This is a genomic window from Pedococcus sp. P2_E5 (assembly GCF_056403895.1).
In genome coordinates, this window is sequence record NZ_JBFUEP010000058.1 from 1 (window position 1) to 23,603 (window position 23,603).

A 23,603-nucleotide genomic window follows, 5' to 3' on the forward strand; every position below is an offset into this window, starting at 1 on the left:
CCTGTCCACCAACCAGCAATCTTTGCTAGCAAAGGTTAGGTGGACCGCCCATGCGCATCGGGCGGTGCCGAGACCGTGGCGAACCGGTCCCGACACCGCCCGATGCGGTGGAGTGTGCGCCAGCCGCTAGGGCGTTCCCGTGGTGAGGTGCGCGTCGATGGCGAGGTTCTTCTCGACGCGGGGGTCACCGGCGTCGGCGAAGTAGTCACCCTTGATCGTGTCGTCCCTGCCCGGGTCGACCTTGAGGGCCCTGAGGATGAGCGTGGCGACGATGGCGATGACCAGGTTGATCACGAAGGCCGTCATCGCGATGTAGCCCATCTTGCCGAGCATGGGGATCATCGCCAGGGAGCCGCCGAAGTGGCCCTTGGTGGTCGGGTTGATGACGTTGTAGGCAGCGATCGTGCCGTAGACCATGCCGACCGCCCAGCCACCGAGCAGCGCCCACCGGTGGAACCACCGCGTGTAGAGCCCGAAGACGATCGAGGGGAGCGTCTGCAGGATCCAGATGCCGCCGAGGAGCTGGAAGTTGATCGCGTTCTGCTTGTCCAGGGTGAGGACGAAGACGAGCGCAAACGCCTTGACCAGCAACGAAACCAGCTTGCCAACCTTGGCCTCCTGGGCGTGCGTGGCGTCGGGCTTGATCCAGTCGCGGTAGATGTTGCGGGTGAAGGTGTTGGCTGCCGCGATCGACATGATGGCTGCCGGGACCAGGGCTCCGATCGCCACCGCCGCGAAGGCAACACCGGCGAACCAGCTCGGGAACATGTCCTCGAACAGCTGGGGGATGACCAGCTGTGCGTTCGGCTTGCCGTCGAGGCCGATCGGCTTGGTGCCGGCGGCGATGGCGACCCACCCCAGCAGGGCCAGCAGGCCGAGCACGAAGGAGTAGGCCGGCAGGATCGAGGCGTTGCGGCGGATCGTGTTGCGGCTCTGGCTCGACAGGGTTGCCGTGATCGAGTGCGGGTACATGAACAGGGCCAGGGCCGAACCGAACGCGAGCGTCGCGTAGGCCCAGTACTGCTGGCTGTTCGGGATGAACGCACCGGTCGGCTTGGCCGGGTCGGCGACACTCGGCTTCGCCATCTTGGCCTCCGCCGCGCTGAAGACGTTGTCCCAGCCGCCGACCTTCGACGGGAGGTAGATGACCGCGACGATGATGACGAGGTAGATGAGCGCGTCCTTGACGAACGCGATGATCGCCGGCGCCCGCAGTCCGCTGGAGTAGGTGTAGGCAGCCAGCAGGGCGAAGGCGATGAACAGCGGCAGGTCCTTGGCGAGGGCGTTGCTGCCGCCGACCCCGGCGACCTCGAGGACGGCCTGGATGCCGACGAGCTGTAGCGCGATGTAGGGCATCGTCGCGAGGATCCCGGTGACCGCCACCGCGAGGGACAGCCCACGCGAGCCGTAGCGGCCCTTGACGAAGTCCGCCGGGGTCACGTAGCCGTGTCGGTGGCTCACCGACCAGAGCCGCGACATGAAGATGAAGATGATCGGGTAGAGCACGATCGTGTAGGGCACGGCGAAGAACCCGCTGACCGAGCCGAGGGCGAACATCGCCGCCGGCACAGCCACAAAGGTGTATGCCGTGTAGAGGTCACCTCCGAGGAGGAACCAGGTCACCCAGGTGCCGAAGCGTCGGCCACCCAGGCCCCACTCGTCGAGGGACTCCATGCTTTCGGCCTGGCGCCAGCGCGAGGCCCAGAAGCCCATGCCGGTGACGAGGGCGAAGAGCAGGATGAGAACGGTCAGCGCGACACCGTTGACACCAGTGCCTGCTGCGGTGGGCGCGAGGGCGTTCATCGGCCGGCCTCCATGCTGTTGTCGGTACCGGTGTGGCCCGGCATCGGGCGGTGGGGGCGAGCCTTGAGGACCAGCTTGTACGCGGCGAACGTCAGCGCCGAGCACAGGAAGACCCACAGGAACTGGTACCAGATGAAGAACGGGAAGCCCCAGAGCTCGGGGTCCTTCTTCGCGTAGCTGCCCACCCAGAGGAGGGCGATCATCGGGATGGCCAGCAGGACGCCGGCAATGGCCAGCAGTCCCTTGTTGGCCGGGGGGACGGTGTCGTGGTCGACATCGTTGTCGGTACTCACCTTCGGACCTCCGCATGGAAGAAGGAGCGACTGCCGATGGGCAGTTCGCGATGTACGTTATGCCCGACTGGTCGGTAACCGTGGGATATCGGACGGGCGGAGCCGGGGCGCTGGCCGATGCCGCAGGTGGCCCGGGGATCCGGTTAGGGTGTCGCCCATGACTGTGGCTCACGGCGGTTCCGCCTCGATCGTCGCCCCGACGTACTGGTGGTACCGCGCGCGGACCGACCTGCTCCGAGAGGTGCTCGAGGAGTACGTCGACCGGGACGCGCGCATCCTGGACGTGGGCAGCGCCGACGGCCCCAGCGTGGCCTGGCTGCGAGGCGGTGACCGCCACGTGTCCCTCGACCTCGATCCGCGCGGTCTCGGCGCTGACGGCGTCTGCGGCTCGGCCCTGGCGCTGCCCTTCGAGGACGCGGCCTTCGACATCGTGGCGGCCTTCGACGTGATCGAGCACTGCGAACCCGAGCAGACGGCGCTGGACGAAGTGACTCGCGTCCTGGCCCCCGGAGGACGGCTGCTCGTGTCGGTGCCTGCCTACCAGTGGGCGTGGACCGACTTCGACGACCAGAACGGCCACCACCGGCGCTACACCCGGGCCCGGGCCGTCGCCGCCGTGGAGCGCAGCGGGCTGACCGTGGACCGGGCGACCTATGCGTTCGCCTCGGTGTTCCCGTTCTTCGTCGCCGAGCGGGTCGCCCGCAAGGTGCGGCCGTCGTCGAGCGAGGCCGCAGACGTCGTCAGCCTCCCGCAGGTCCCCAGATCGGTGGAGCGGGTGCTGATGGGCCTCAGCCGGGTCGACCGTGCCCTGCTGGCGCGGATGGACCTGCCCTTCGGGTCGTCCGTGGTCGTCGCCGCGAGCAAGCCCGCCTGACCCAGACCGCCTGACCCAGACCGCCTGACCCAGACCGCCTGACCCAGACCGCCTGACCCAGACCGCCTGACCCAGACCGCCTGAGCCAGACCGCCTGACCCAGCAGCGCTGGTCTACTCGGTCGCGTCGTCCGACTCGTGCTCGATGAGGTCGCCCGGGTAACCGGGCCCGAGGTCGCGGGCGAAGCTGAAGTGCTTGTGCGCGAAGTAGCTCAGCACGACGGTCAGCGCGGTGGCGATGGCCTGCGCCAGGAGCGGCCCGAGCCCGGCCACCTCGATGAGCAGCGGCAGCAGGGCGGCATTGATCACCAGCGAGGTCGACTGCACCCCGGCGAACCGCGCCAGGTCACGGGCCCGGTGGCCCTTCACCCGGAACACGAACCGGCGATGGAGCTCGAACGCCACCAGGATCGCGAAGGCGTAGGCCAGCACCAGTGACCCCATGTAGCCGATGGTGCCGCCGAGGAGCCAGTGCGCCAGCGCGAAGAAGCCGAGCCCCACGGCGGTGTTGATGCCGCCGACGAGGAGATAGGCGACCTGCTGGTTGTGGACCAGCTGGGTCAGCGGACCTGCGGGGGGCAGGTGCGGCTCCGGCGCGTCGGGGGCGGGGAGGTTGGCCATGGGATCCGGTTCCTCCAAGATGAGCGGCGTCCTCGGGACGGGCGCCCGGAAGGGCGGGGACCGGATGACTATAGTTCGGGCATGCCGGCAGCACCCCCCACCCAGCACCGCACCCACCTGATCTCCGTGGTGATCCCTGTCTACGCCGGTCGCACGACGCTGCCCCAGGTGGTGGCCGAGCTCGCGGAGTACACCAACGACTTCCGCACCGAGGACGGCCACCTGGCGCGGGTGAGCGAGCTGTTCCTCGTGCATGACCACGGCCCGGACGGTTCCGACGAGACCATCCGCGACCTCGTCCGGCAGTACGACTTCGTCCGCCCCGTCTGGTTGAGCCGGAACTTCGGCCAGCACGCGGCGACGCTGGCCGGGATGTCGTCCTCTGGTGGCGACTGGGTCGTGACGATGGATGAGGACGGGCAACACGACCCGGGCTATCTCGGCGCTCTCCTCGACCGCGCGATGGCCGAGCAGGTGGCCGTCGTCTACGCCCGCCCCACCAACAAGCCGCCGCACGGTCCGATCCGCAACACGGCGTCGAAGGGCGCGAAGTGGTTGGTCGAAAGGCTGACCGGCAACAGCGGCGCCAACCTCTACCACTCCTACCGTCTCGTCCTGGGCGAGGTGGCCCGCGGACTGGCGGCGTACGCCGGAGCGGGCGTCTACCTCGACGTGGCCCTCGGGTGGGTCGCCGGCGGCGTGAGCAGCTGTCCACTGCCCATGCGCGAGGAGGGAGACCGTCGCAGCGGCTACCGGCTGCGGAGCCTGATGTCGCACTTCTGGAGACTCGTGCTCACCAGCGGCACCCGGTTGCTGCGCGTGGTCAGCATGATCGGCGCCGGTTTCGCGCTGCTCGGCGTCGTCGTCGCGGTGGTGCTGGTCGTGAGCAGGCTGTTCGGCGGCATCGTGGTCCCCGGATGGACGTCGGTGATGGTGTTCGTCATCGTCGGCACGGGCGCCGTGCTGTTCTCGCTGGGCATCGTGGCCGAGTACCTCGGAGTCGCGGTCAACATGGCGATGGGCAAACCGCTCTACCTCATCACGACGGATCCCCAGCGCGGCCCGCTCGGACGTCGCCCGGCAGATCGCGCGGACGCCGGGCAGGATGCCCAGGGGCCACGGGTGAGCGAGGAGGCATGACGCGGGCGACCACTTTGGTCGTCGGCGCCGGGGGTCTGCTGGGCTCGCACGTCGCAGCGTCGGTTCGCCGGGGTGGCGCCGAGGTGGTGACCGCACGGGTGCCGTGGTCGGACCCCGTGGCGGCACGGGCAGCGTTGCGCGAGGGGATCGCGACGCTGGTCGAGCGTGCGGACGGGGCCAGCTGGGCCGTGGCGTGGTGTGCCGGAGCCGGCGTGGTCGCCACGCCGGAGGCCGACCTGCTCGCGGAGGTCGAGCTGTTCGAGAACTTCCTCGCCGACCTGGCCGCCGCGCTGCCCGAGGGCAGGCACGGAGCCTTCTTCCTCGCCTCCTCCGCCGGCGGGGTGTATGCCGGGTCGCCGGTCCGCGCGCCGTTCACCGAGCAGTCACCCACCGCCGCCCTGGTTGCCTACGGGCGAGCCAAGCTGCGGATGGAGGCCGCGGTCGAGGACTTCTCGCGACAGACCGGGACGGCGGTCCTGGTGGGTCGCATCGGCAACCTCTACGGGCCGGGGCAGGACCTGACCAAACCGCAAGGTCTCATCTCCCAGCTCTGCCGCACCCACGTCACTGGGATCCCGCTGACGGTGTACGTCCCCCTCGACACCATGCGCGACTACGTCTACGTCGAGGACTGCGGCAACCTCCTGGCGGCAGGCCTGGCCGGCGTGCGGGACCGCGTCGAGGGACAGCCCTCTCGCGTCGTCACCAAGATCATCGCCTCGGGCCAGTGCACGACGATCAGTGCGCTCATCGCCGAGTCGGCCCGGCTCTACAAGAAGCGGCCGCGCGTCGTCGTCAAGGCTCCGGTCGAGGGCACCGGCCAGGTGGTCGACCTGCGCCTGCTGTCCGTCGTCTGGACCGAGCTGGACGCGAACCTGCGCACCTCGGTCACCATCGGCATGGCCAGCACCGCTGCCGACGTGGGGGAGCAGACCCGGCACCCGTCCGCCGGCTGAGTGCCGAGACGCGCGGACACGACAGAGGGTCGCCCACCAGCGGTGGGCGACCCTTTGCTGACCGTGTGGCTCAGGCGGCCTTGGTCTCCTTGAAGATCTTGTCGATCTGGTCGATCTTGGCGAGCAGCTCGTCGGCCTTGGCGGCGTCGAACTCACCCTTGGTGCCCGACGCACCGGCGAGCTTCGTGGCCTCGTTGAACAGTGTGTGGAGGTCGGGGTACTTCTCGAAGTGCGGCGGCTTGAAGTAGTCGGTCCACAGCACCCACAGGTGGTGCTTGACCAGCTCGGAGCGCTGCTCCTTGATGACCACCGCGCGCGTGCGGAAGTCGGGGTCGTCGTTGTCGGCGACCTTGGCGATGATCGCCTTGATCGACTCGGCCTCGATGCGTGCCTGGGCGGGGTCGTAGACACCACAGGGCAGGTCGCAGTGGGCGCTGACCTCAGTGGTGCGGAAATGGCGGGAGAGCATGCGAATCCCTTCTGCGAGGTGGATGTTCTCGTGCGTCTTCGACCCTACCCGGCAGGTCAGCGGGCCGCACGGCACCCCCGGCGGGTGACCGGCATACGAGCAGGTATGCCGCCCGCGCACCGTGGGAGGCGCGGTGCGGCTGGGCGCCGAGTCGGGTCAGCGCGTGAAGCGGCGGATCACGCGGCGGGCGAGGCGGCGCCCGGGATAGGTCGCGGGCAGCCGGAAGAGGACCAGGGCCCGGATCTGCTCGCGGGCGAGCGAGCCGATGCCGTGGGTCCACGAGTCGGTGACGCCGGGGGCGGACTGGTTGTCGCTCTCCACCCAGTAGCGGGTGGGGTCGGACGGGTCACGCCCGGTCACGCGCTTGATGGCGAGCGGGCGGCGGACTCCGTGGGAGTCGTCGGGGAGGCGCACGATCGCGAGGCGGCCGAGGCGCGGCGGTGCCCCGCGAAGGACGACGAGCCGGTCTCCGGTGTGCAGGGTCGGTTCCATGGACCGACCTCGGACGCGGACTACCCCGATCACCGTCACGCAGCCTCCCGCTCGTCGTTGCCTGAACCCATCATGCCGACCTGGGGCTGACCTCGCATCCGCATCTCACCCCGACGCCTCCGTGCCCGGGCCGGTCGGCTCCATCGGTGCGTCGACATCGGGCTCCTTGCGGTGCGCGGCCTCGAGCAGGTGCTCGGCGTGCTCATGCTCTTCCTGGCGCATGCGGCTCAGGAAGGACTTCGTCCGCGCGTGCTGCGGGTTGGAGATGACCTCGCCCGGCGGCCCCTGCTCCACGACGACGCCGCCGTCCATGAAGACGACCCTGTCGGCGACTTCGCGGGCGAAGCTCATCTCGTGGGTCACGACGATCATCGTCATGCCGTCCTTGGCGAGCTGGCGCATCACCTTGAGGACCTCGCCCACCAGCTCGGGGTCGAGGGCCGAGGTGGGTTCGTCGAAGAGCATCAGCTTGGGCTGCATCGCCAGCGCCCGGGCGATGGCGACCCGCTGCTGCTGACCGCCTGACAGCTGGGCGGGGTAGGCGCTCGGCTTGTCCTTGAGGCCGACCTGGTCGAGGAGAACCAGTGCGCGTTCGCGCGCCGTCGCCTTCTTCTCGCCCTTGACCTGGATCGGGGCTTCCATGATGTTTTCCAGGGCGGTTTTGTGCGGGAACAGGTTGAACCGCTGGAACACCATGCCGATCTCGCGTCGCTGCGCGGCGATCTGCTTGTCGGTGAGGTGGTGCAGCGTGCCACCGCGGTCGGCGTAGCCCATGAGGTCGCCGTCGACCCAGATGCGCCCGCCGTCGATCGACTCGAGCTGGTTGATGCAGCGCAGGAAGGTCGTCTTGCCCGAGCCGGACGGCCCGAGCAGGCAGACCACCTCGCCGGCGTGGACGTCCATGTCGATGCCTTTGAGCACCTGGTTGCCGTGGAACGCCTTGGTCACGTTGACCGCGTGGACGAGCGGTTCACCGGTGTGCTGGGTTGTGGTCATCAGTGGTCCGCCGCAACTTGTTGGAGCTTCTGCTGGGCCTTGGCACTGGGCGCGCCGAAACCTCGCCCGAAGTACTTCTCGAGGTAGCTCTGTCCGACCATGAGAACCGAGCAGAGGATGAGGTACCAGAGGGTCGCTGCCATCAGGCCGGACATGACCTGGAAGGTCCGCGAGCCGAACAAGGTTGCCTGGTAGTAGAGCTCGAGGGTGATCTGCGCCGCGATGAACAACGACGTGTCCTTGACCATGGCTATCGTCTCGTTGCCGGTCGGCGGGACGATGACGCGCATTGCCTGCGGCAGGACGATCCGCCGCATGGTCTTGCCAGGCGACATGCCGATCGCCTGGGCGGCCTCGGCCTGACCCTTGTCCACCGACAGGATGCCGGCGCGGGCGATCTCGGCCATGTAGGCCGCCTCGGACAGGCCGAGGGCCAGGCCCCCGATCCACACCGTGCTCGAGTACGCCTGGTAGTCGAGCGTGAAGAAGTGGATGGACGTGAAGGGCACGCCGATCTCGAAGGTGTTGTACAGGTAGCCGATGCCGACGGCGAACAGGGACAGCAGGACGTAGCGGGGGATCGACCTGAAGAACGCCGTGTAGGCGAAGGAGACCCCGCGCAACACGAAGTTGTCCGACATCCGCATGATGGCGAGGATGATCCCGAGCACGATGCCCACCGCCATGGCGATGACGGTGCCCAGGATCGTCCCCAGGTACACGCCCTGGACGACGGGCTTCTGGATCATGATCTGGAACGTGTAGCTCCAGTTCCACTTGTCGTTCGTGACGAACGAGCTGATCATCATCGCCACCAGGACGGCGATGACGACGACGGCCACCCATCGTCCGGGGTGCCGGACCGGCCGGGCGTGGATCACGCCCGGCCGGTCCTCTACCTGAGGGGCCATGGCGTCAGCCGACCGACGGGTTTACCGCGAAGTCACTGATCGACCCGCCCTCGGCCTTCCACTTGTCGAGGATCTGCTTGTAGCTCCCGTCCTGCTCCATGGACTTGAGCGCGTCGACGATGGCCTGGCCGAACTCGGTCTGGTCCTTGGGGAGCACGAAGCCGTAGGGGGCCGAGTCGTACTGTTCGCCGAGGAGCTCGACGGAGCCCTTGGTCAGCTGCACTGCGGCGATGGCCGGCGGGAGGTCGACCGCCATGGCGTCTGCCTTGCCGGACTGGATCATCGCGGTGACCTTGGCCTGGTCCGGGTCGACCAGCTGGGTGATCGCCGGCTTGCCCGCGCCGGTGCACTTCGCGCTGCGCGCGGTGAGGTCGTCGACCTGGGTGGTGCCCTTCTGGACCGCGACCTTGAGCCCGCAGGCGTTCTCCGCATCAACCTTCTTCGGGTTGCCCTTCTGCACGACCCACTGGGTGCCGGCCTTGAAGTAGGAGACCATCGTCGCCTGCTTCATCCGGTCCGCGTTGACGCTGAACGAGGACACGCCGACGTCGTACTTGCCGCTGCCGACCCCGAGGATGATGGAGTCGAAGCCGGTGGACTGCCACTCGGTCTTGACGCCGAACCTGGCCATGACCGCGTCGAACAGGTCGACGTCCATGCCGATGACCGTCTTGCCGTCGGTGTCGAGGTACTCATTGGGCTGGTAGGTCGCGTCCGTGCCGACAACGACCTTGCCGGCGCTCTTGATCTTGGCGGGCAGCTTCGCCACCAGGGCCTGGTCGACCGCGGCCTTGGTCGTGGAGCTGCTGCTCGAGCTGCTCGTGGTGGTGGACAGCGAGTCCGAGCCGCAGGCGGACAGGGCCAGTCCTGCTGTGGCGAGCCCCGCGATCAGGAGAGTGGTGGGGCGCAAGCGATGGGTCATGCGGTGAGGTTCCTTCCTCGTATGCCGTGTGGCTGGCCGGCGGCCGCGCCACGTGGGTGACTGATCGGCATACTGCCACTCCTGCGGGGCGATGCGGGTCACACTCGCGTTACGACGGTGGTTTCGGGCGCTGGGGTGTGCCACCATGAACTCGCGGGTAACCCCCGTGCCCTGCGTTTGAGAGGCCACACCCGGCTGTCGTTCGACCGCGGATCTATCCGTGCGCGGTGTGCCCCACGCATTTCTTGTGTCTTCCTTTGAGGTGAATCGTCCATGTCTGCGTTCCCGTCGTATCCGCTGTTCGACCCGTCCGACCCGGTCTTCCGGGCGCACGAGGGCGGCAAGCTCGGGGTACACGCCACGCAGCCCCTGCGGGACCGCGTCGATCTCGCGCTGCTCTACACGCCGGGCGTGGCGGACGTGTCCCGGGCGATCGCCGTCGACCCCTCGCTCGCCGCCCGCTACACGGCTCGCGCCAACACCGTCGCCGTGATCACCGACGGCACCGCGGTCCTCGGGCTGGGCGACATCGGCCCGCTCGCAGCGATTCCCGTGATGGAGGGCAAGGCGGTGCTGTTCAAGCACTTCGGTGGCGTCGATGCGGTGCCGGTGTGCATGGAGACCGGCTCGGTGGACGAGCTGGTCGACGCCATCGTGCGGATCGCCCCGACCTACGGCGGCATCAACCTCGAGGACATCTCGGCGCCACGGTGCTTCGAGATCGAGCGGCAGCTGCAGGAGCGGCTCGACATCCCGGTGTTCCACGACGACCAGCACGGCACGGCCATCGTCGTCCTGGCCGGCCTGATCAATGCCGCCACAGTGGTCGGTCGCCCCCTGGAGTCATTGCGCGTGGTCGTCTCGGGTGCCGGGGCCGCCGGTGTCGCGGTGACCAAGCTGCTGGCGAGGGCAGGCGTCGAGGACATCGTGGTCTGCGACTCGCGAGGGATCGTCGCGCCGGCACGCGAGGACCTCGCCGACCACAAGCGCCGTCTCGCCGCGACGACGAACCCGCGTGGCCTCTCGGGGTCACTGGGCGACGCACTGGTGGGCGCCGACGTCTTCGTGGGGGTGTCGGGCGGCCAGGTGCCCGAGGCCGACGTCGCGCGGATGGCGCCGTCGTCGATCATCTTCGCGCTCGCCAACCCCGATCCCGAGGTGCACCCCGACGTCGCGTCGAAGTATGCCGCCGTGGTCGCCACGGGCCGCTCGGACTTCCCGAACCAGATCAACAACGTCTTGGCGTTCCCGGGGATCTTCCGCGGAGCGCTGGACTCGGGAGCGCCGCAGATCACCGAGGCGATGAAGCTCGCGGCGGCGGTGGCCATCGCCGGGCTGGTGCCAGAGCCGACAGCGGACGAGATCGTGCCGAGTGTCTTCGCCGAGGGCGTCGCCGACGCCGTGGCCGCAGCGGTCGCCGAGCTGGCCTAGGTCCGAGGGACCGGATCCTCCTCTGCGGCCCTGACTTCCGGCTGGGCGGGGATGGCGTCCACGGGCTGTGCCACTTCCGACCACCCGGATCGGGCGACCCGTCGCGCCAACCGGTGCGCGGGTCGCTCGATGGTGCGGTGGAAGGCCCACCCCGCGCCCAGCCCGAGCGCCACGGCCGCGGGGACGACCAACCACATCGGGACTCGGCCGGACAGCAGGAACCCCACACTGACGACCACCGGCTCGTGCACCAGATACAGGCTGAAGGACACCGTTCCGAGCCACGCCGCTGCGGGCCTGGACGCGAGACCAGCCAGTGGTGGGCAGTGGGCGAACATCCAGACGCAGACGGTGGCGCCGATGGCGGTCAGGGCCGGCGCGACCATCGCCCAGCGCGGTGGCGCGGTCGGGCCCAAGAGCCAGGGGGCCTCCAGGAGCAGGACTCCGACAACCCCGGTTCCCACCCAGACTCGCGGCTGCAGACGAGCCGCCAGCGGGGCCAGTGTCCTGAGCTGCCGCGCCAACAGCACCCCCAGTCCGAAGACCGGCAGGTATCTCGCGCTGAGGTGTGACCCCCCACCCAAGACCATCGCGGCGAGGAGGGCGGTCGCCTGCGCGGCGACCACCGCCCGCCCGCCCCGGCCCAGCAGGAGGAAAAGGGGGAGGGTGAGCGAGAAGATCACCTCCCAGCGCAGGGACCACAGGGCCGAGTTGAGGCTCGTCGTGCCCGTCACCAGCACGAGACACTTCACGACGTCGGTCCAGGGCAGGGGAGCGTCGTGGAACCTCAGCCACCAGGACAGGCCGAGGCGAGACTCCCGCGGTACGGCGGCATACAGACCGACCGCCGTCAGGACGGCTGCTGTGGTTGGCACGTAGAGGCGGAGCAGCCGCGCGGGGTACCAGGCGGCCCATCCGCGGACGGTGCCCAGTCGCTCTGCGCCCAGGGTGAGGACGAGGCCGGAGAGGACGAAGAAGACCGTGACGGCGGCCGGACCGTCCCACAGGAGGTGCAGCGGCGTCCACGTCAGAGCCCAGGCGGGTCCGGAGCTGACCCATCGCGGGTACTCGTAGGCGCCTGCCAGTGAGGGAAGGAGCAGGAGGCTGTGGTGCAGGACCACGACGAGGGCGGCCAGACCGCGCAGACCGTCGAGACTGCGCAGCCGACGGCCCTCAGCGCCGGTAGTCGCCACGACCGGCTGTTGCCCCGGGAACGCGGACCTCGAGTCGCCGGCGCGCAGGGCTCGGCCCGGGGGAGGATGCGTGGTGCAGGTCCATGTCGAACTCGCCGTTCGGTGATGCGCCGAGCCCTGCTGCCGCCTCCCGCTGGCGCTCGATCCAGGCCGCCCGGCCCGCGCCTGCGCACGAGAGGAGAGCGATCCAGCTCGTCAGCGCGGTGGCGTTGCCGAAGCCATGGATCGACGACTCTGTCAGCTCGATGGCGAGCACGGTGACGGCCGGAGCGAGGAGGAGGGCGCTCGTCCCCTGCCTGGCGCCGGCGGCCAGAGTGGACACGACCACGATGCCGAAGATGGCGATCCCGACCAGACCCAGCTCGACGAGGAAGGACAGGTAGATGTTGTGCGCCACCAACCCGGTCGACGCGTTGATCTCCTCGATCGTCCGGAAGCCCGTGCCGAGGATCGGTTGCTCCTGCCACTTGTGCAGAAGGGAAGCCCAGATCTGAAGCCGACCCGAAGTGACGTCGACCCCTTTGTCTGCGCGGGTGAACAGCACGTTGTTGGTGATTTCAGCCACGGGCACAACGAGCGGGACGACCACGGCCGCGAGCAGGCCCAGCCCCAAGGTCAGGCGGCGAACCCGACGACCCGCGCGGCCGAGGGAGATCGCCACCAGAGCGAGTACCAACGCTGCCAAGGCGCCGCGGGAGCCGCTCCAGAGCAACGTTGTCGCATGGATGACGAACAGGCCGAGGATCATGAGCCGTCGCAGCGCGGTGGTCTCCGCGAGGAGGTACACGCCGAGCGCAATGGCAACCGCCGCCAAGATCCCCGCATAGTTGGGATTCGACATCAGCCCCTGGAACCGACCGTAGTTGCCGAAGGCGGCTGGGGCGCCGTCGAGACCAGACATGACCCCGGCCAGGTTGATGGCTCCGAGAATCGCGAAGAGGAACGTCACGTCCCCTCTCACGGTCGCAGTGTCGGTCCAGCGCCCCTTGACGGTGGAGATCAGGAAGGCGGCGACGAGAATGAACAGGCCGCCCTGCTGGGCCGTCTTCGTGGGTTGGGCGCTCCACAGGCTCGAGGAGAGGGCGAGCACCGTGAGGGCACCAAGGGACATGGTCAGTGCGCGGTCCACAGCCCGCAGGGGAGCGCGGGCTCGCAGGAATGACGCCGGAATGGCCGCGAGCAGTGGGCCGAACTGGAGTGCGTACCAAGCGAACTCGGGAAGCAGGGTCGCTTGTTCGCCGTTGTGCAGGACCGACGCCATCACGGAGAGCCCGACCGCGGAGCGCCAGACCCCGAGCACAAGGACCGAAGGCAGGGCGGCCGCGACGAGGCAGAGTGCCGGACTGCCGCTGAGGATGAGCACGACCAAGCCGAACAGCCCGCCCAGGCCGAGGACGATCCCGGTGTTGATGGCCGATTTCGATGTGGAGCGCGGCCCGGGGCCCACAACGGACGCGGGCAGTACCGGGGCCGCGGAAAAACCCCGGGGACCCCGGATGCTCCGCTGAGCCGACGGGGTGCGACGCCCGCGAGTCCCACCGGACGACCGATGTTCGGTCACGGTTGTCTCCATGGGTTGCCGAGGGTGATTGCTGTCATGATTCCTGTGCGTTGCCTGATGACGATGGCGCACAGTGCGGCGTGTGCCGTCATCACTGCCGCGGTGGCGAGAGCGGCGCCCAGCGCCCCAGCGTAGTGACTCGCGAGGCACACCACGGGAAATCCGAGCAGGACGGCGCCGATGGTCAACGCCACGGCGGTGCGCTCCATGTCTGCGAACAGCATCACCGGAACCACGAAGCCGAGAAGCACCACGGCCAGCTGCCCGACCACGAGCGCCCTGAGAACCGAGGTGCCAGCGCCGAACTCCGGCCCGAACGTGGCCATCACCCACGGCGCGGCAACGATCAGCGCGACGGCCACCGGGACGGCGATCGCGGCTGCGCCGCGGTTGATCCGGGCCAGCCCGGCGTTGACCGCCGCCAGGTCGTCGGAGTGGTGGAGTGCGGCAAGCCGCGGCACGGCAGCAGTCACCTGGATGCTGGGGATCAGGCTGAGGAAGTTGGGGAAGCGCGCAGCCACGGTCAGGAGCGAGACCGCCGCCGGCGTCGAGAAGGACCAGAGCGCGCCCACGGGCATCCACGTCATCGTGTAGAAGAGCGTGGACGTTGTCATCATGTGGGTCATCTCGCTCACAGCACCCGCTGGCCGGGCCGCGCCGGTCGACGCGTCGCCGTGGGGGATGCCGACGCGGCCGACCATCCAGCTCGACCAGAGCGCGGTGATCAACGACCCGCCCAGGAAGGCGACGGCGGCCGTGGTGGGTGTTGCCCGCGCAAACACGTGCAGCCCGAGCAGCCCGACCATCGCCAGGCCCTGGCTCAGCCCGACCTCGGCGAAGGCGCCGGCCGCGACGCGGTCCACGGCTCGCAAGAGGGCCGAGTTGAGGATGGCCGCGCACTGGAAGGGGATCGACAGGGCGAACAGTGAAAGGCAGGAGGTCAGCGGCGAGGCCAGACCGGCCCCGTGGAGGGCGAGACTGACGCCGCCGACGACGACGGCGGCCGTGGTGCTGCATGCCCACGTGATGCGTCGGAGCCAGGGCCACGACAGGGTGTCGTACCGCAAAGCACCCCGAGCGCGCAGCGCGGACGCGTGTTTGAGGACGTACTGGTCGCTGCCCAACCGGCCAATCATCCCGACGAGCGTCACCGCGATCACCGCGGTGAAAACCGGGCCAGCCTCATGGGCGCCCAGCGTCCGTGCCACGGCGAGGCTGAAGGCCAGGGCAAGAGCGAGCGTCGCACCTCTCGCGACGTTGCCATGAGAGAGCAGACGCGATGTGCGGCTCGCTGTGACGTCGCCGTGCGTGATGGACAGGATGCTGCCTTTCCGGTGAGGGGCGCGACCTCGCACTGCGCGGCGCGCGCCTATGATATCCGGGACGTCTGCCCGATCCGGACAAAGGAGACTTCGTGCCGCTGGGCGACGCTTCACCCGTTCCGCGCATCAGCGTGTGCATGGCGACCTACAACGGTGCCCGGTTCGTGCGCGATCAGGTCACGTCGATCCTCGATGAGCTGGGGCCGGCGGACGAGCTCGTCGTGGCCGACGACGCGTCGACCGATGACACCCTGCAAGTGCTCCGCGAGTTGCGGGACGCTCGCATCGTCATCCTGCGAATGGAGACCAACGCTGGCCACGTGCGGGCCTTCGAGCGGGCGATGCAGGCAGCCCGCGGCGATGTGGTCATGCTCGCGGACCAGGACGATCTCTGGCCCGAGGGGCGGGTGGCTGCGTTGACCGCAGCGCTGGAGCTCCATCCCGTGGTGGCTGGCAACCTCGAGGTGTTCGGAGGAGGTCCTGCTCCCTCCGCACCGAGGCTGCGCCACGAGGACTCTGGCCGAGCCCTGCGAAACATCATGGGTGTGCTGACGGGCAGGCGGGCCTACTTCGGGTCCGCAATGGCCTACCGCTCGGGGCTTGCCCCAACCCTTCTACCCTTTCCCGGGGTCGTCGAGGCACACGACATCTGGCTGGCACTGGCTGGGTCGCTGGCCGGCGGTGTCGGGCACGTGGAAACGCCGGTCGTGCTGCGCCGGGTCCACGGGGGAAATCTCACGCCCGAGCACCGCAGACGTCTCGACAAGGTCGCCATCACGCGACTGCAGATGGTGGCACAACTGGCCGTTCTGGTGGTTCGCCGGACGCGCGTTGGCTGGCGAACGTAAGAGAATGAGGCTCGGGCGTCAGCCGCTGTCGCGGGCTCGGGCGAGGCTGGGTCAGCGTGCCCGCAGGCCGTACCACTGCTCGTGGCGGCGGTGGGTCGACAGGATGAACCTGACCGCACGCTCCGAACAGTTGTCGATGGCGTAGTCCGCGGGCACGTGCTGGCCGGCGGTCGACTCACGAGCTACGGCTTCGATCGCCTCGACGACATTCTCCGGGTCGAGCCCGGTCATGATGATGGCCCCGACGTCCAGGGCTTCCGGACGTTCGATCGAGTCGCGAAGGGTGATCGCCGGGAAACCGAGGATCGAGGACTCCTCACTGATCGTGCCGCTGTCCGACAGCACGCAGAAGGCGTCCTGCTGGAGGCGCACGTAGTCGATGAAGCCCAGAGGCTTGTGGAACATCAGCGCCTCGGGCAGCTCGCGCCCCAGCGACTCGAGGCGCTTGCGGGTGCGGGGGTGGGTCGACACGAGGACGGGCAGGGCCGTCCGCTCGTGTGCGGCGACCAGGCAGTCGAGCAGCGCGCCGAGCCGCTCGGGGTCGTCGACGTTCTCCTCGCGGTGCGCCGAAACCAGGAGATAGCCCTGCGGGCTCAGGCCGAGGTCTCCCAGGATGGTGCTCTGGGTGAACTGGTCGAGGTGCTGCATCAGCACCTCCTTCATCGGGGAGCCGGTCAGCAGGATGCGACGTGGGTGCAGGCCCTCGGCGAGCAGGTTGCGGCGCGCATGCTCGGTGTAGACGAGGTTGAAGTCGGCGACGTGGTCGACCAGTCGCCGGTTGGTCTCCTCCGGGACGTTCTCGTCGAAGCAACGGTTGCCGGCTTCCATGTGGTACACCGGAATTCGCATCCGCTTGGCCATGATCGCCGCGATACAGCTGTTGGTGTCACCGAGCACGAGGACGGCGTCGGGCTGCTCCTCGAGCAGCACCTGCTCGGCCTTGATGAGGGTCTCGCCGAGGACCCGGCCCAGGCTCGACGTGTCGACCTCGAGGAAGTGGTCCGGCGTGCGGATACCCAGCTCGTCGAAGAAGATCCCGTTGAGCTCGTAGTCGTAGTTCTGACCCGTGTGAACCAGGACGTGGTCGACGGTGGCGTCGAGTCGCGCCATCACCCGCGAGAGTCGGATGATCTCCGGGCGGGTCCCGACGATGGTCATCACCTTGGTCATGCGTCCGCCTTTGCAACGTCAGCCACGGGTTCCCAGTAGGTGTCGGGGTTTTCCGCGTCGAAGAGCGAGTGGGTCCAGAACAGCGTCGTGACCTCGGTGTCGCCGGTGTTCGTGATGTTGTGCACCCACATGGTGGGCATGTCGACCACGGCCGGGGAGTCACCTGAGACGTCGAACGACACCACCTCGTCGTGGAACACCCGCCGGAGCGAGATCCTGGCCTGCCCGCTGAGCACGACGAAGCGCTCGACCTTGCCGAGGTGGAAGTGCTCCCCCCGGGTGATGCCTGGCCGGGTCGTCGACACGAAGGTCTGGCCCTGACCACCGTGGGCGCGCACCGTCTCGACGAGGCGCCCCCGGGCGTCGGAGTGCGCAGTGAGCGCGATGGGGTAGTGGGCGGGGAAGAGCGCAGCCCGGTAGGTGTTGAACAGGTCCACGCGCAGGGCGGTGTCGAGGACCGGGATGTCACCGGTCGCGTACAGCTCGTGGAACTCGCGCAGCAGGGCGTAGACCTCGCCCACCGAGGTGGGTGTCCCGGCGGGGGTCAGGGACACCTCGGCCGTGACCAGCGCGTCGATGAGCGCCTGCGCAGCCCGCTGGACGTGCAGGAGGGCCACCTCGCGGTCGTTGACCTGCGGCTGTTCGCCACGGACCACCGCCGCGACGAAGGTCGCGACGAACGAGTTGTATGCCGGCTGGCCGTGCTCGCCGAAGATGTTGGGAAGGAGGACGTCGACGAAATGCCCTCCCGCCGCCGTGGTCGCCTCGCCCAGGAGGGTGGCCCCCTGCGCCTTGCCCGTGCCATAGGGCGTCCCGTTTCCGGACTGGATCGAGTTGGCGAACACGACCCGCACGGGCGCGCCGTGCTGCCGCACGGCATACGCGAGCTCCTCGGCGAGGCGCACGTTGCCGGCCTCGACCTCGGCGGGGTCACCACGGTTGACGCCAGCGACGTGGATCACGGCGTCGGCCCCGCCGAGCAGCGTGGCCAGCTGGTCCCAGTTCTCCCGCGTGACGGGAACGACTTCGTGGTCAGTCGTCGCGCGCAGCCGGGTGCGGGTGTGCCATCCGAGGAAGCCTGCGGCGCCGGTGAGCAGGATGCGCATCAGCCGAGATCCTGGACGAGGCGCTGGACCTCGGGCAGCTCCAGGAGCAGGGCCTGGGTCTGGGCGACGTCGAGGCGAGTGGTGTTCTCGGAGGTGTAGTCGTCGTGCTCGGCCACGGTCTGCTCGCCCTCCTCGACGAAGACCTCGTACTGGAGACCTCGTGCGTCGAGGGGGACACGGAAGTAGTCACCCTGGTCGGTGGCCTTGGTCATCTCCTCACGGCTGAGCAGGGTCTCGTGGAGCTTCTCGCCGTGCCGCGTGCCGATGACCTGTACCTCGGGGGCCTCGATCCCGAGCAGCCCCGCCACGGCCTGAGCCAGCACCTCGACGGTGGACGCGGGCGCCTTGCGAACGAACAGGTCGCCGGACTCGGCGTGCAGGAAGGCGTGTTCCACCAGGTCGACCGACTGCCTCAGTGACATGAGGAACCTCGTCATGTGCGGGTCGGTGACGGTCAGTGGCCTGCCGCTGCGGATCTGCTCCACGAACAACGGGATGACTGAGCCGCGGGAGTACATGACGTTGCCGTAGCGGGTCGTCGACACCACAGTGGACGAGTGCGGATGGTTGCGGGCGAAGGCCTGAGCGGTCTTCTCCATCAGAGCCTTCGTCATACCCATGGCGTTGACCGGATAGACCGCCTTGTCGGTGCCCAGGCACACTACCGACCGCACCCCCGCGGCCGCGGCAGCCTCGATGACGTTGTGGCTGCCGATGACGTTGGTCTTGACCGCCTGCTCGGGGAAGAACTCGCACGACGGCACCTGCTTGAGGGCCGCCGCGTGGAAGACGAAGTCGGTGTCCACGAAGGCGCCCGCCACCGACTCGCGGTCGCGGACGTCGCCGAGGAAGAAGCGCAGGCGCGAGTCGCTGAAGCGCTTGCGCATCGCGTCCTGCTTGGCCTCGTCGCGGCTGAGGATGTGCACCGCGGCGGCACCCCGCTCGAGCAGGTGGGTGACCATCGTGGAGCCGAACGACCCCGTCCCGCCTGTGATGGCCACCGTGGCCCCGCTGAGGTTGTCGAGGTGCACTTCTACGTCCTTCCCTGTCTGTCTGCGGCCAKGAGCATGGCCTCGAGCCGGTCGAGACCGACCTGCGACGAGAACTGCTCCAACGAGAGCGTGCGTGCGGCTGCGCCCATGGCCGTCAACTCGGCGTCGCTTGCCGCGACGAGAGAGCCTATGGCTGCGACCGTGCCCTCGAGGTCGCCGGGGGGTGCCACAGCGCCCACGTGGTTGTCACGGATGAGTGCCGCCACGTCGCCGGCCGCGTGGGCGAGCACGGGCTTGCCGTGGGTAAGGGCGCTCTGGGTCTTGCTGGGCATCGTTGCACGAAGGAGGGCAGTGTCCTGAAGGGACACGATCTGGATGTCGGAGGCGCGCAGGTAGGCGCCGACCTGGTCTGACGGCAGATGGCCGAGAAAACGCACGTTGGTGGCGTCGGTCTGGTCCCTGATGGACTCCAGTCGCTGTCGGGCGACGCCGTCTCCGAGCACGACCAGGTTGGCCGCGGGCACCTTGGCGAAGGCGGAGACCAACGGCTCGAGGCCCTGCATCTCGCCGATGTTTCCGGCGTACATGAACAGCCGGCCCGAAGGCAGACCGAGCGCCGTCCGATCGGCTTCGCACTGCTCAGGTGCCGCAGGGCCGGCGGCAGCCTCACGGGACGACACCGCCCTCTCGGCGGTCACCCAGTTGGGGGTGTCGAAGATCTTGTGGTCCGGTACCCCTCGCTGCACGAGGATGTGGCGCATGCTGGGGCTGATCACACCGATGCCGGTCGCCCGCCGGTAGGACCAGCGGCAGAATCGGTTGAGGGCACGCTCGACGCCCCTGACCACACGCCCGCCGACGAAGCCGCTCTGCGTCACGCTGTCCGGCCACAGGTCCTGGATGATCAGCGACATCGGAACCGATCGGCCCCAGCGGGAGAGAAGCGCCGGGACGGCTGCTGTGGCTGGGGACGAGTAGATGAGCCAGGTATCCGGTCGCGGGACTCGTGTCCATCCGACTGCGGTCGCCGACAACGCGAAGGACAGGTAGTTGACCATGCGGCGCGCAGCCGACCTGTCGTGGCTCGGATACAAGGGTGCGCGGTGCACGGTGATGCTGCCCAGCTGGTCCCGCCGATACGGGCGGAGGGGGTAGTCCTCGTGCAGTTCGCCAGTGGGATAGTTCGGGAAGCCGGTGAGCACGTGGACCTCGTGCCCACGACTGGCCAACCCTTCGGCGATGGCAGTGGCGACCAGGGAGCCTGGCTCCGGGGGAAACCACTGCGTGACGAATGCGATCCTCATCGGGCCGGAACCCCCTTGACCGTGGTCCCGGCCGTCACGTCGACAAAGCCCAGCAGGTTCCAGGTGTTCGACACTGCGTTGACGGCATCGATCACGTCGCACACCTCCCGTCCGAAACCACCACAGCCGACGATGACGATCGGCGATGTCACTGGTGGCCGTCCTGCGAGCGTCCCCCGGTGAACTCCGACATGGTGACTTCGCCATCCTCGCTGATGCCCTCGCGGCGCAGCACCGAACCGACGGTGCGTCGCAGGATCGACAGGTCCAGCGACAGGCACTGGCGGTCGACGTACTCGACGTCCAGGCGGAACCGGTCCTCCCACGTCACGGCGTTGCGTCCGGAAACCTGTGCCAGGCCGGTGAGTCCGGGAAGGACATCGTGTCGACGCGCTTGTTCAGGGGTGTAGCGCTCGAGGTACTGGACGAGCAGCGGTCGGGGGCCTACCAGAGACATCTCGCCGCGAACGACGTTCCACAGGGTGGGAAGTTCGTCAAGGCTCGTGGAGCGCAGCAGCGCGCCGAGTCGAGTCATCCTGGAGGCATCGTGGGTCCACCCGCGCGAGGGGTCGACAGGGCGCATGGTTCGGAACTTCATGAGTTCGAAGGAGCTGCCACCCAAGCCGGGCCGGGGCTGCCGGAAGAGCACCGGTGAGCCGAGCCGCAGCCGAACTAGGACGGCGACGACGAGCTGGACCGGCAGCGAAAGGAGCAGCATCGGCAAGGTCAGCGTCAGGTCGAGGGCGCGCTTGCCCGGATATCCGGTCATGATCAGCGCGCGCCGGTCGCCGAGCGAACCTCGTCGACCACCCGGGCGATGTCGGCATCGCTGAGGATGGACCCGCTCGGGAGGGTGACCCCGTTCGAGAACAGTTCGTCGGAGACGCCGGTGACGAAGGCGCGGGCGTCCGCGTGAACCGGCTGGCTGTGCATCGGCTTCCAGAGGTGGCGGGCCTCGATGTCGGCTCCGTCCAGGTGCTTGATCACCGCCGGGGCGGCGGCCACCTCGGGATCGAGGATGACACAGGTCAACCAGCAGTTGTCGGTGTGACCCGGGGCTCCGTCCTCCCCGAGGACGCGCAGCCCCGGGATGTCCGCGAACGCCTCGACGTAGGTCGACCGGATCTCGCGGCGACGCGCGATCATCGAGTCGAGGCGGCTGAGCTGCGCACGCCCGAGCGCGGCCAGGATGTTGGACATCCGGTAGTTGTAGCCGATGTCCGTGTGCTCGTACCAAGGGACGGGCTGGCGGGCCTGCGTCGACAGGTAGCGGGCCCGGGCGATCAGGTCGAGGTCGTCGGAGAGCAGCATCCCGCCGCCGGACGTCGTCATGATCTTGTTGCCGTTGAAGGAGAGGGCAGCGGCCTGCCCCCACGCGCCTGCAGCGGTGTCGTCCAGCGTGGCGCCCAGAGCCTCTGCGGCGTCCTCGATGAGGGGGACGCCGCGTACGGCGAGCTCGTCGACAAGGGACGTGTAGTCGGCACAGCGTCCGAACAGGTCCACCGACATCACCGCAGCCACCGGGGTTCCCTCATCGAGAAGGGTGTCCACGGCCTGGATCAAGAGCTCCGCGTCGACGTTACCGTCGCTGCTCTGTGAGTCCACGAAGACGGGTGCGGCCCCGGTGTAGGCGACCGCGTTGGCGCTGGCGGCGAAGGTCATCGACGGCAGGACCACGGACGTCTCCGGCCCGGCGCCGACGTCCAGCAGGGCGAGGTGCAGCGCAGCGGTGCCCGACGACAGCGCCAGGGCTCCCGCGACGCCCACACGGTCGGCCACCTCGCTCTCGAAGCGGTCGACGTCGGGACCGAGGGGTGCCACCCAGCCCGAACGCAAGGCGCTGAGGACGTATCGCTCTTCCACGTCAGTCACGTGGGCTTGCGACAGAAGAATTCTCGCCATCAGCTGGTGACACCGATCGCGCCGGAGACCTGCGCCTCACGTCGCATCCACTCCGCCGCCGACTCATGACTGGCGGGACGGACACCGAGTACGTCGGAACATTCGATGGACGGCACGTCGACGCTGGACACTAGCGCGTGGCTGGTCGCCATGGGGTCCTCGGCGGTGGAGAAGAGCTCTTCCCCCAACTTCTCGCCGGGACGCAGGCCCGTGTAGACGATGTCGATGTCGCGACGTCCGGACATCCGGATCAACGTGTTCGCTACCTCGATGATCTTCACCTGCTCACCCATGTCGAGCACCATGACCTCACCGTCCCTGCCGATGGAGGCGGCCTCGAGCACGAGCTGGCAGGCCTCGGGGATGAGCATGAAGTAGCGCTCCACGTCAGGGTGGGTGACCGTGATCGGGCCTCCACGCTGGATCTGGTCCGTGAACGCATGGACGACGGAACCGCGCGACCCGAGGACGTTTCCGAACCGCACCGACACGTAACGACCCGCGAACCGGTGGGAGAAGTCCGCTGTGATCCGCTCGGCGAGGCGCTTGCTGTAGCCGAGGACGCAGATGGGGTTGGCGGCCTTGTCGGTCGAGATGTTGACGAAGGTGCCGACACCGACCCGAGACGCCGCCTCGAGGACGTTCATGGTGCCGAGGACGTTGGTCTTCCAGGCCTCCAGGGGGTGAGCCTCGAGCAGCGGGAGGTGCTTGAGGGCAGCTGCGTGGAACACGATGTCCGGGCGCGATCCCTCGAATGCGTGCTTCATCGTGTCGACATCACGAATGTCCGCGAGCACGATCTCGTCACTGTCGAGCAGGCCGTTGCCGTGCAGGCTCAGCTGCGTCGACTGGAGTCCGGACTCGTCACGGTCGAGCATGAACAGCTTCGCGGGACCGAACCGGGCGATCTGGCGACACAGCTCCGACCYGATCGAGCCACCGGCCCCGGTCACGAGGACCCGCTTGCCCGCGATCTGTTCGGCGATGACGGCCATGTCGAGCTCGACGGGACGTCGGCCCAGGAGATCGGCGACATCCACGTTGCGCAGGTCGCCGGCGGTCGGCCGGCCGCCGATGATCTCGCGGACGGGAGGAAGGGTCAGGACGTCGAGACCTGCATCCTCGCCCAGCTGGGTGAGCTCGCGAATCGTGCGGGCCTCTGCCAGCGGAAGGGCGATGATCAGGGTGTCGGCCCCGTGCTTCTGCGCCACCTTGCCCATGGCCGTTCGCGCACCGCGAACCTTCACACCTTCGACGCGAAGGCGCGCCTTGGCCGAGTCGTCGTCGAGGAGTGCAAC

The 23,603-nt window shown here is 68.6% G+C and carries 24 protein-coding genes; 5 read left to right on the forward strand and 19 right to left on the reverse strand.

All coding sequences use genetic code 11. The features are described 5' to 3' along the window. Positions 1 to 126: 126 nt before the first annotated feature. A complete protein-coding gene (mctP, locus tag AC1DVZ_RS17185) occupies positions 127 to 1,803 on the reverse strand; it encodes a monocarboxylate uptake permease MctP (protein WP_477619412.1) in 1,677 nt (558 codons plus the stop codon). Beyond that, complete coding sequence (locus tag AC1DVZ_RS17190; protein ID WP_477619413.1) at positions 1,800 to 2,096, reverse strand: DUF3311 domain-containing protein; 297 nt, start codon at positions 2,094 to 2,096, stop codon at positions 1,800 to 1,802. Before AC1DVZ_RS17190 ends, mctP begins: the two co-directional genes overlap by 4 nt. Before the next feature lie 157 nt (positions 2,097 to 2,253). Between AC1DVZ_RS17190 and AC1DVZ_RS17195 the strand changes: the two genes are divergently transcribed. Then, positions 2,254 to 2,970, forward strand: a complete 717-nt coding sequence (locus AC1DVZ_RS17195) for a class I SAM-dependent methyltransferase (RefSeq protein WP_477619414.1) — start codon at positions 2,254 to 2,256, stop codon at positions 2,968 to 2,970. 113 nt (positions 2,971 to 3,083) lie between these two features. Here the strand turns inward: AC1DVZ_RS17195 and AC1DVZ_RS17200 are convergent, their stop codons facing one another. Then, entirely contained in the window at positions 3,084 to 3,590 is a 507-nt protein-coding gene (locus AC1DVZ_RS17200; RefSeq protein WP_477619415.1) for a GtrA family protein, read from the reverse strand. A gap of 81 nt (positions 3,591 to 3,671) precedes the next feature. On the opposite strand from AC1DVZ_RS17200, the gene AC1DVZ_RS17205 reads away from it, so the two are divergent. Then, positions 3,672 to 4,730, forward strand: a complete 1,059-nt coding sequence (locus AC1DVZ_RS17205) for a glycosyltransferase (protein ID WP_477619416.1) — start codon at positions 3,672 to 3,674, stop codon at positions 4,728 to 4,730. Continuing rightward, positions 4,727 to 5,686, forward strand: coding sequence for an NAD-dependent epimerase/dehydratase family protein (locus tag AC1DVZ_RS17210; protein ID WP_477619417.1), 960 nt, complete (start codon positions 4,727 to 4,729; stop codon positions 5,684 to 5,686). Before AC1DVZ_RS17205 ends, AC1DVZ_RS17210 begins: the two co-directional genes overlap by 4 nt. 70 nt (positions 5,687 to 5,756) lie before the next feature. Here the strand turns inward: AC1DVZ_RS17210 and sodN are convergent, their stop codons facing one another. The 5 genes from sodN to AC1DVZ_RS17235 form a co-directional block, all read right to left on the reverse strand. After that, positions 5,757 to 6,155, reverse strand: a complete 399-nt coding sequence (sodN, locus tag AC1DVZ_RS17215; protein WP_477619418.1) for a superoxide dismutase, Ni — start codon at positions 6,153 to 6,155, stop codon at positions 5,757 to 5,759. A 156-nt stretch (positions 6,156 to 6,311) separates the two neighbouring features. Further along, on the reverse strand, positions 6,312 to 6,686 hold the full coding sequence (locus tag AC1DVZ_RS17220) for a S24/S26 family peptidase (RefSeq protein ID WP_477619419.1): 375 nt from the start codon (positions 6,684 to 6,686) through the stop codon (positions 6,312 to 6,314). Between the two features lie 66 nt (positions 6,687 to 6,752). Then, the gene (locus AC1DVZ_RS17225; protein WP_477619420.1) at positions 6,753 to 7,643 is read right to left on the reverse strand and encodes an amino acid ABC transporter ATP-binding protein; all 891 of its coding nucleotides are present in this window, start codon (positions 7,641 to 7,643) and stop codon (positions 6,753 to 6,755) included. Beyond that, positions 7,643 to 8,554 carry an amino acid ABC transporter permease gene (locus AC1DVZ_RS17230; protein ID WP_477619421.1) on the reverse strand — a complete coding sequence of 304 codons (912 nt, stop codon included), beginning with the start codon at positions 8,552 to 8,554 and terminating at the stop codon, positions 7,643 to 7,645. Before AC1DVZ_RS17230 ends, AC1DVZ_RS17225 begins: the two co-directional genes overlap by 1 nt. A 4-nt stretch (positions 8,555 to 8,558) precedes the next feature. Next, positions 8,559 to 9,476, reverse strand: a complete 918-nt coding sequence (locus AC1DVZ_RS17235; protein ID WP_477619422.1) for an ABC transporter substrate-binding protein — start codon at positions 9,474 to 9,476, stop codon at positions 8,559 to 8,561. A 273-nt stretch (positions 9,477 to 9,749) separates the two neighbouring features. Here AC1DVZ_RS17235 and AC1DVZ_RS17240 point away from each other — a divergent pair, with 273 nt between their 5' ends. Continuing rightward, positions 9,750 to 10,907 (forward strand): NAD(P)-dependent malic enzyme, encoded by a 1,158-nt coding sequence (locus AC1DVZ_RS17240; protein WP_477619423.1) that lies wholly within the window; start codon positions 9,750 to 9,752, stop codon positions 10,905 to 10,907. Here the strand turns inward: AC1DVZ_RS17240 and AC1DVZ_RS17245 are convergent. The 3 genes from AC1DVZ_RS17245 to AC1DVZ_RS17255 all read right to left on the reverse strand — a co-directional run bounded on the left by AC1DVZ_RS17245 (position 10,904) and on the right by AC1DVZ_RS17255 (position 14,869). Further along, the gene (locus tag AC1DVZ_RS17245; RefSeq protein ID WP_477619424.1) at positions 10,904 to 12,100 is read right to left on the reverse strand and encodes an acyltransferase family protein; all 1,197 of its coding nucleotides are present in this window, start codon (positions 12,098 to 12,100) and stop codon (positions 10,904 to 10,906) included. The two genes, AC1DVZ_RS17240 and AC1DVZ_RS17245, sit on opposite strands and share 4 nt — an antisense overlap. Further along, positions 12,081 to 13,463: an O-antigen ligase family protein gene (locus tag AC1DVZ_RS17250; RefSeq protein WP_477619425.1), complete on the reverse strand. Its 1,383-nt coding sequence runs from the start codon at positions 13,461 to 13,463 to the stop codon at positions 12,081 to 12,083. The genes AC1DVZ_RS17245 and AC1DVZ_RS17250 overlap by 20 nt, the downstream gene beginning before the upstream one ends. 194 nt (positions 13,464 to 13,657) lie before the next feature. Continuing rightward, a complete protein-coding gene (locus tag AC1DVZ_RS17255) occupies positions 13,658 to 14,869 on the reverse strand; it encodes a lipopolysaccharide biosynthesis protein (RefSeq protein ID WP_477619426.1) in 1,212 nt (403 codons plus the stop codon). A 206-nt stretch (positions 14,870 to 15,075) separates the two neighbouring features. On the opposite strand from AC1DVZ_RS17255, the gene AC1DVZ_RS17260 reads away from it, so the two are divergent. After that, entirely contained in the window at positions 15,076 to 15,831 is a 756-nt protein-coding gene (locus AC1DVZ_RS17260; protein ID WP_477619427.1) for a glycosyltransferase, read from the forward strand. A gap of 51 nt (positions 15,832 to 15,882) precedes the next feature. Here AC1DVZ_RS17260 and wecB read toward each other — a convergent pair whose 3' ends face one another. From wecB to AC1DVZ_RS17300, 8 genes are all read right to left on the reverse strand, one after another. Then, positions 15,883 to 17,001 carry a non-hydrolyzing UDP-N-acetylglucosamine 2-epimerase gene (gene wecB, locus AC1DVZ_RS17265; RefSeq protein WP_477619428.1) on the reverse strand — a complete coding sequence of 373 codons (1,119 nt, stop codon included), beginning with the start codon at positions 16,999 to 17,001 and terminating at the stop codon, positions 15,883 to 15,885. Then, entirely contained in the window at positions 16,998 to 18,107 is a 1,110-nt protein-coding gene (locus AC1DVZ_RS17270; RefSeq protein WP_477619429.1) for a polysaccharide biosynthesis C-terminal domain-containing protein, read from the reverse strand. The genes wecB and AC1DVZ_RS17270 overlap by 4 nt, the downstream gene beginning before the upstream one ends. Beyond that, entirely contained in the window at positions 18,107 to 19,138 is a 1,032-nt protein-coding gene (locus AC1DVZ_RS17275) for a polysaccharide biosynthesis protein (protein ID WP_477619430.1), read from the reverse strand. Before AC1DVZ_RS17275 ends, AC1DVZ_RS17270 begins: the two co-directional genes overlap by 1 nt. A 2-nt stretch (positions 19,139 to 19,140) precedes the next feature. Further along, positions 19,141 to 20,403, reverse strand: a complete 1,263-nt coding sequence (locus tag AC1DVZ_RS17280) for a glycosyltransferase family 4 protein (protein WP_477619431.1) — start codon at positions 20,401 to 20,403, stop codon at positions 19,141 to 19,143. After that, positions 20,400 to 20,555, reverse strand: a complete 156-nt coding sequence (locus AC1DVZ_RS17285) for a PglD-related sugar-binding protein (RefSeq protein WP_477619432.1) — start codon at positions 20,553 to 20,555, stop codon at positions 20,400 to 20,402. The genes AC1DVZ_RS17280 and AC1DVZ_RS17285 overlap by 4 nt, the downstream gene beginning before the upstream one ends. Beyond that, on the reverse strand, positions 20,552 to 21,172 hold the full coding sequence (locus tag AC1DVZ_RS17290; protein WP_477619433.1) for a sugar transferase: 621 nt from the start codon (positions 21,170 to 21,172) through the stop codon (positions 20,552 to 20,554). The genes AC1DVZ_RS17285 and AC1DVZ_RS17290 overlap by 4 nt, the downstream gene beginning before the upstream one ends. 2 nt (positions 21,173 to 21,174) lie before the next feature. Then, on the reverse strand, positions 21,175 to 22,305 hold the full coding sequence (locus AC1DVZ_RS17295; RefSeq protein ID WP_477619434.1) for a DegT/DnrJ/EryC1/StrS family aminotransferase: 1,131 nt from the start codon (positions 22,303 to 22,305) through the stop codon (positions 21,175 to 21,177). Beyond that, the coding region (locus AC1DVZ_RS17300) for a polysaccharide biosynthesis protein (RefSeq protein WP_477619435.1) at positions 22,305 to 23,603 on the reverse strand (1,299 nt) is incomplete at its 5' end. The genes AC1DVZ_RS17295 and AC1DVZ_RS17300, both read right to left, overlap by 1 nt.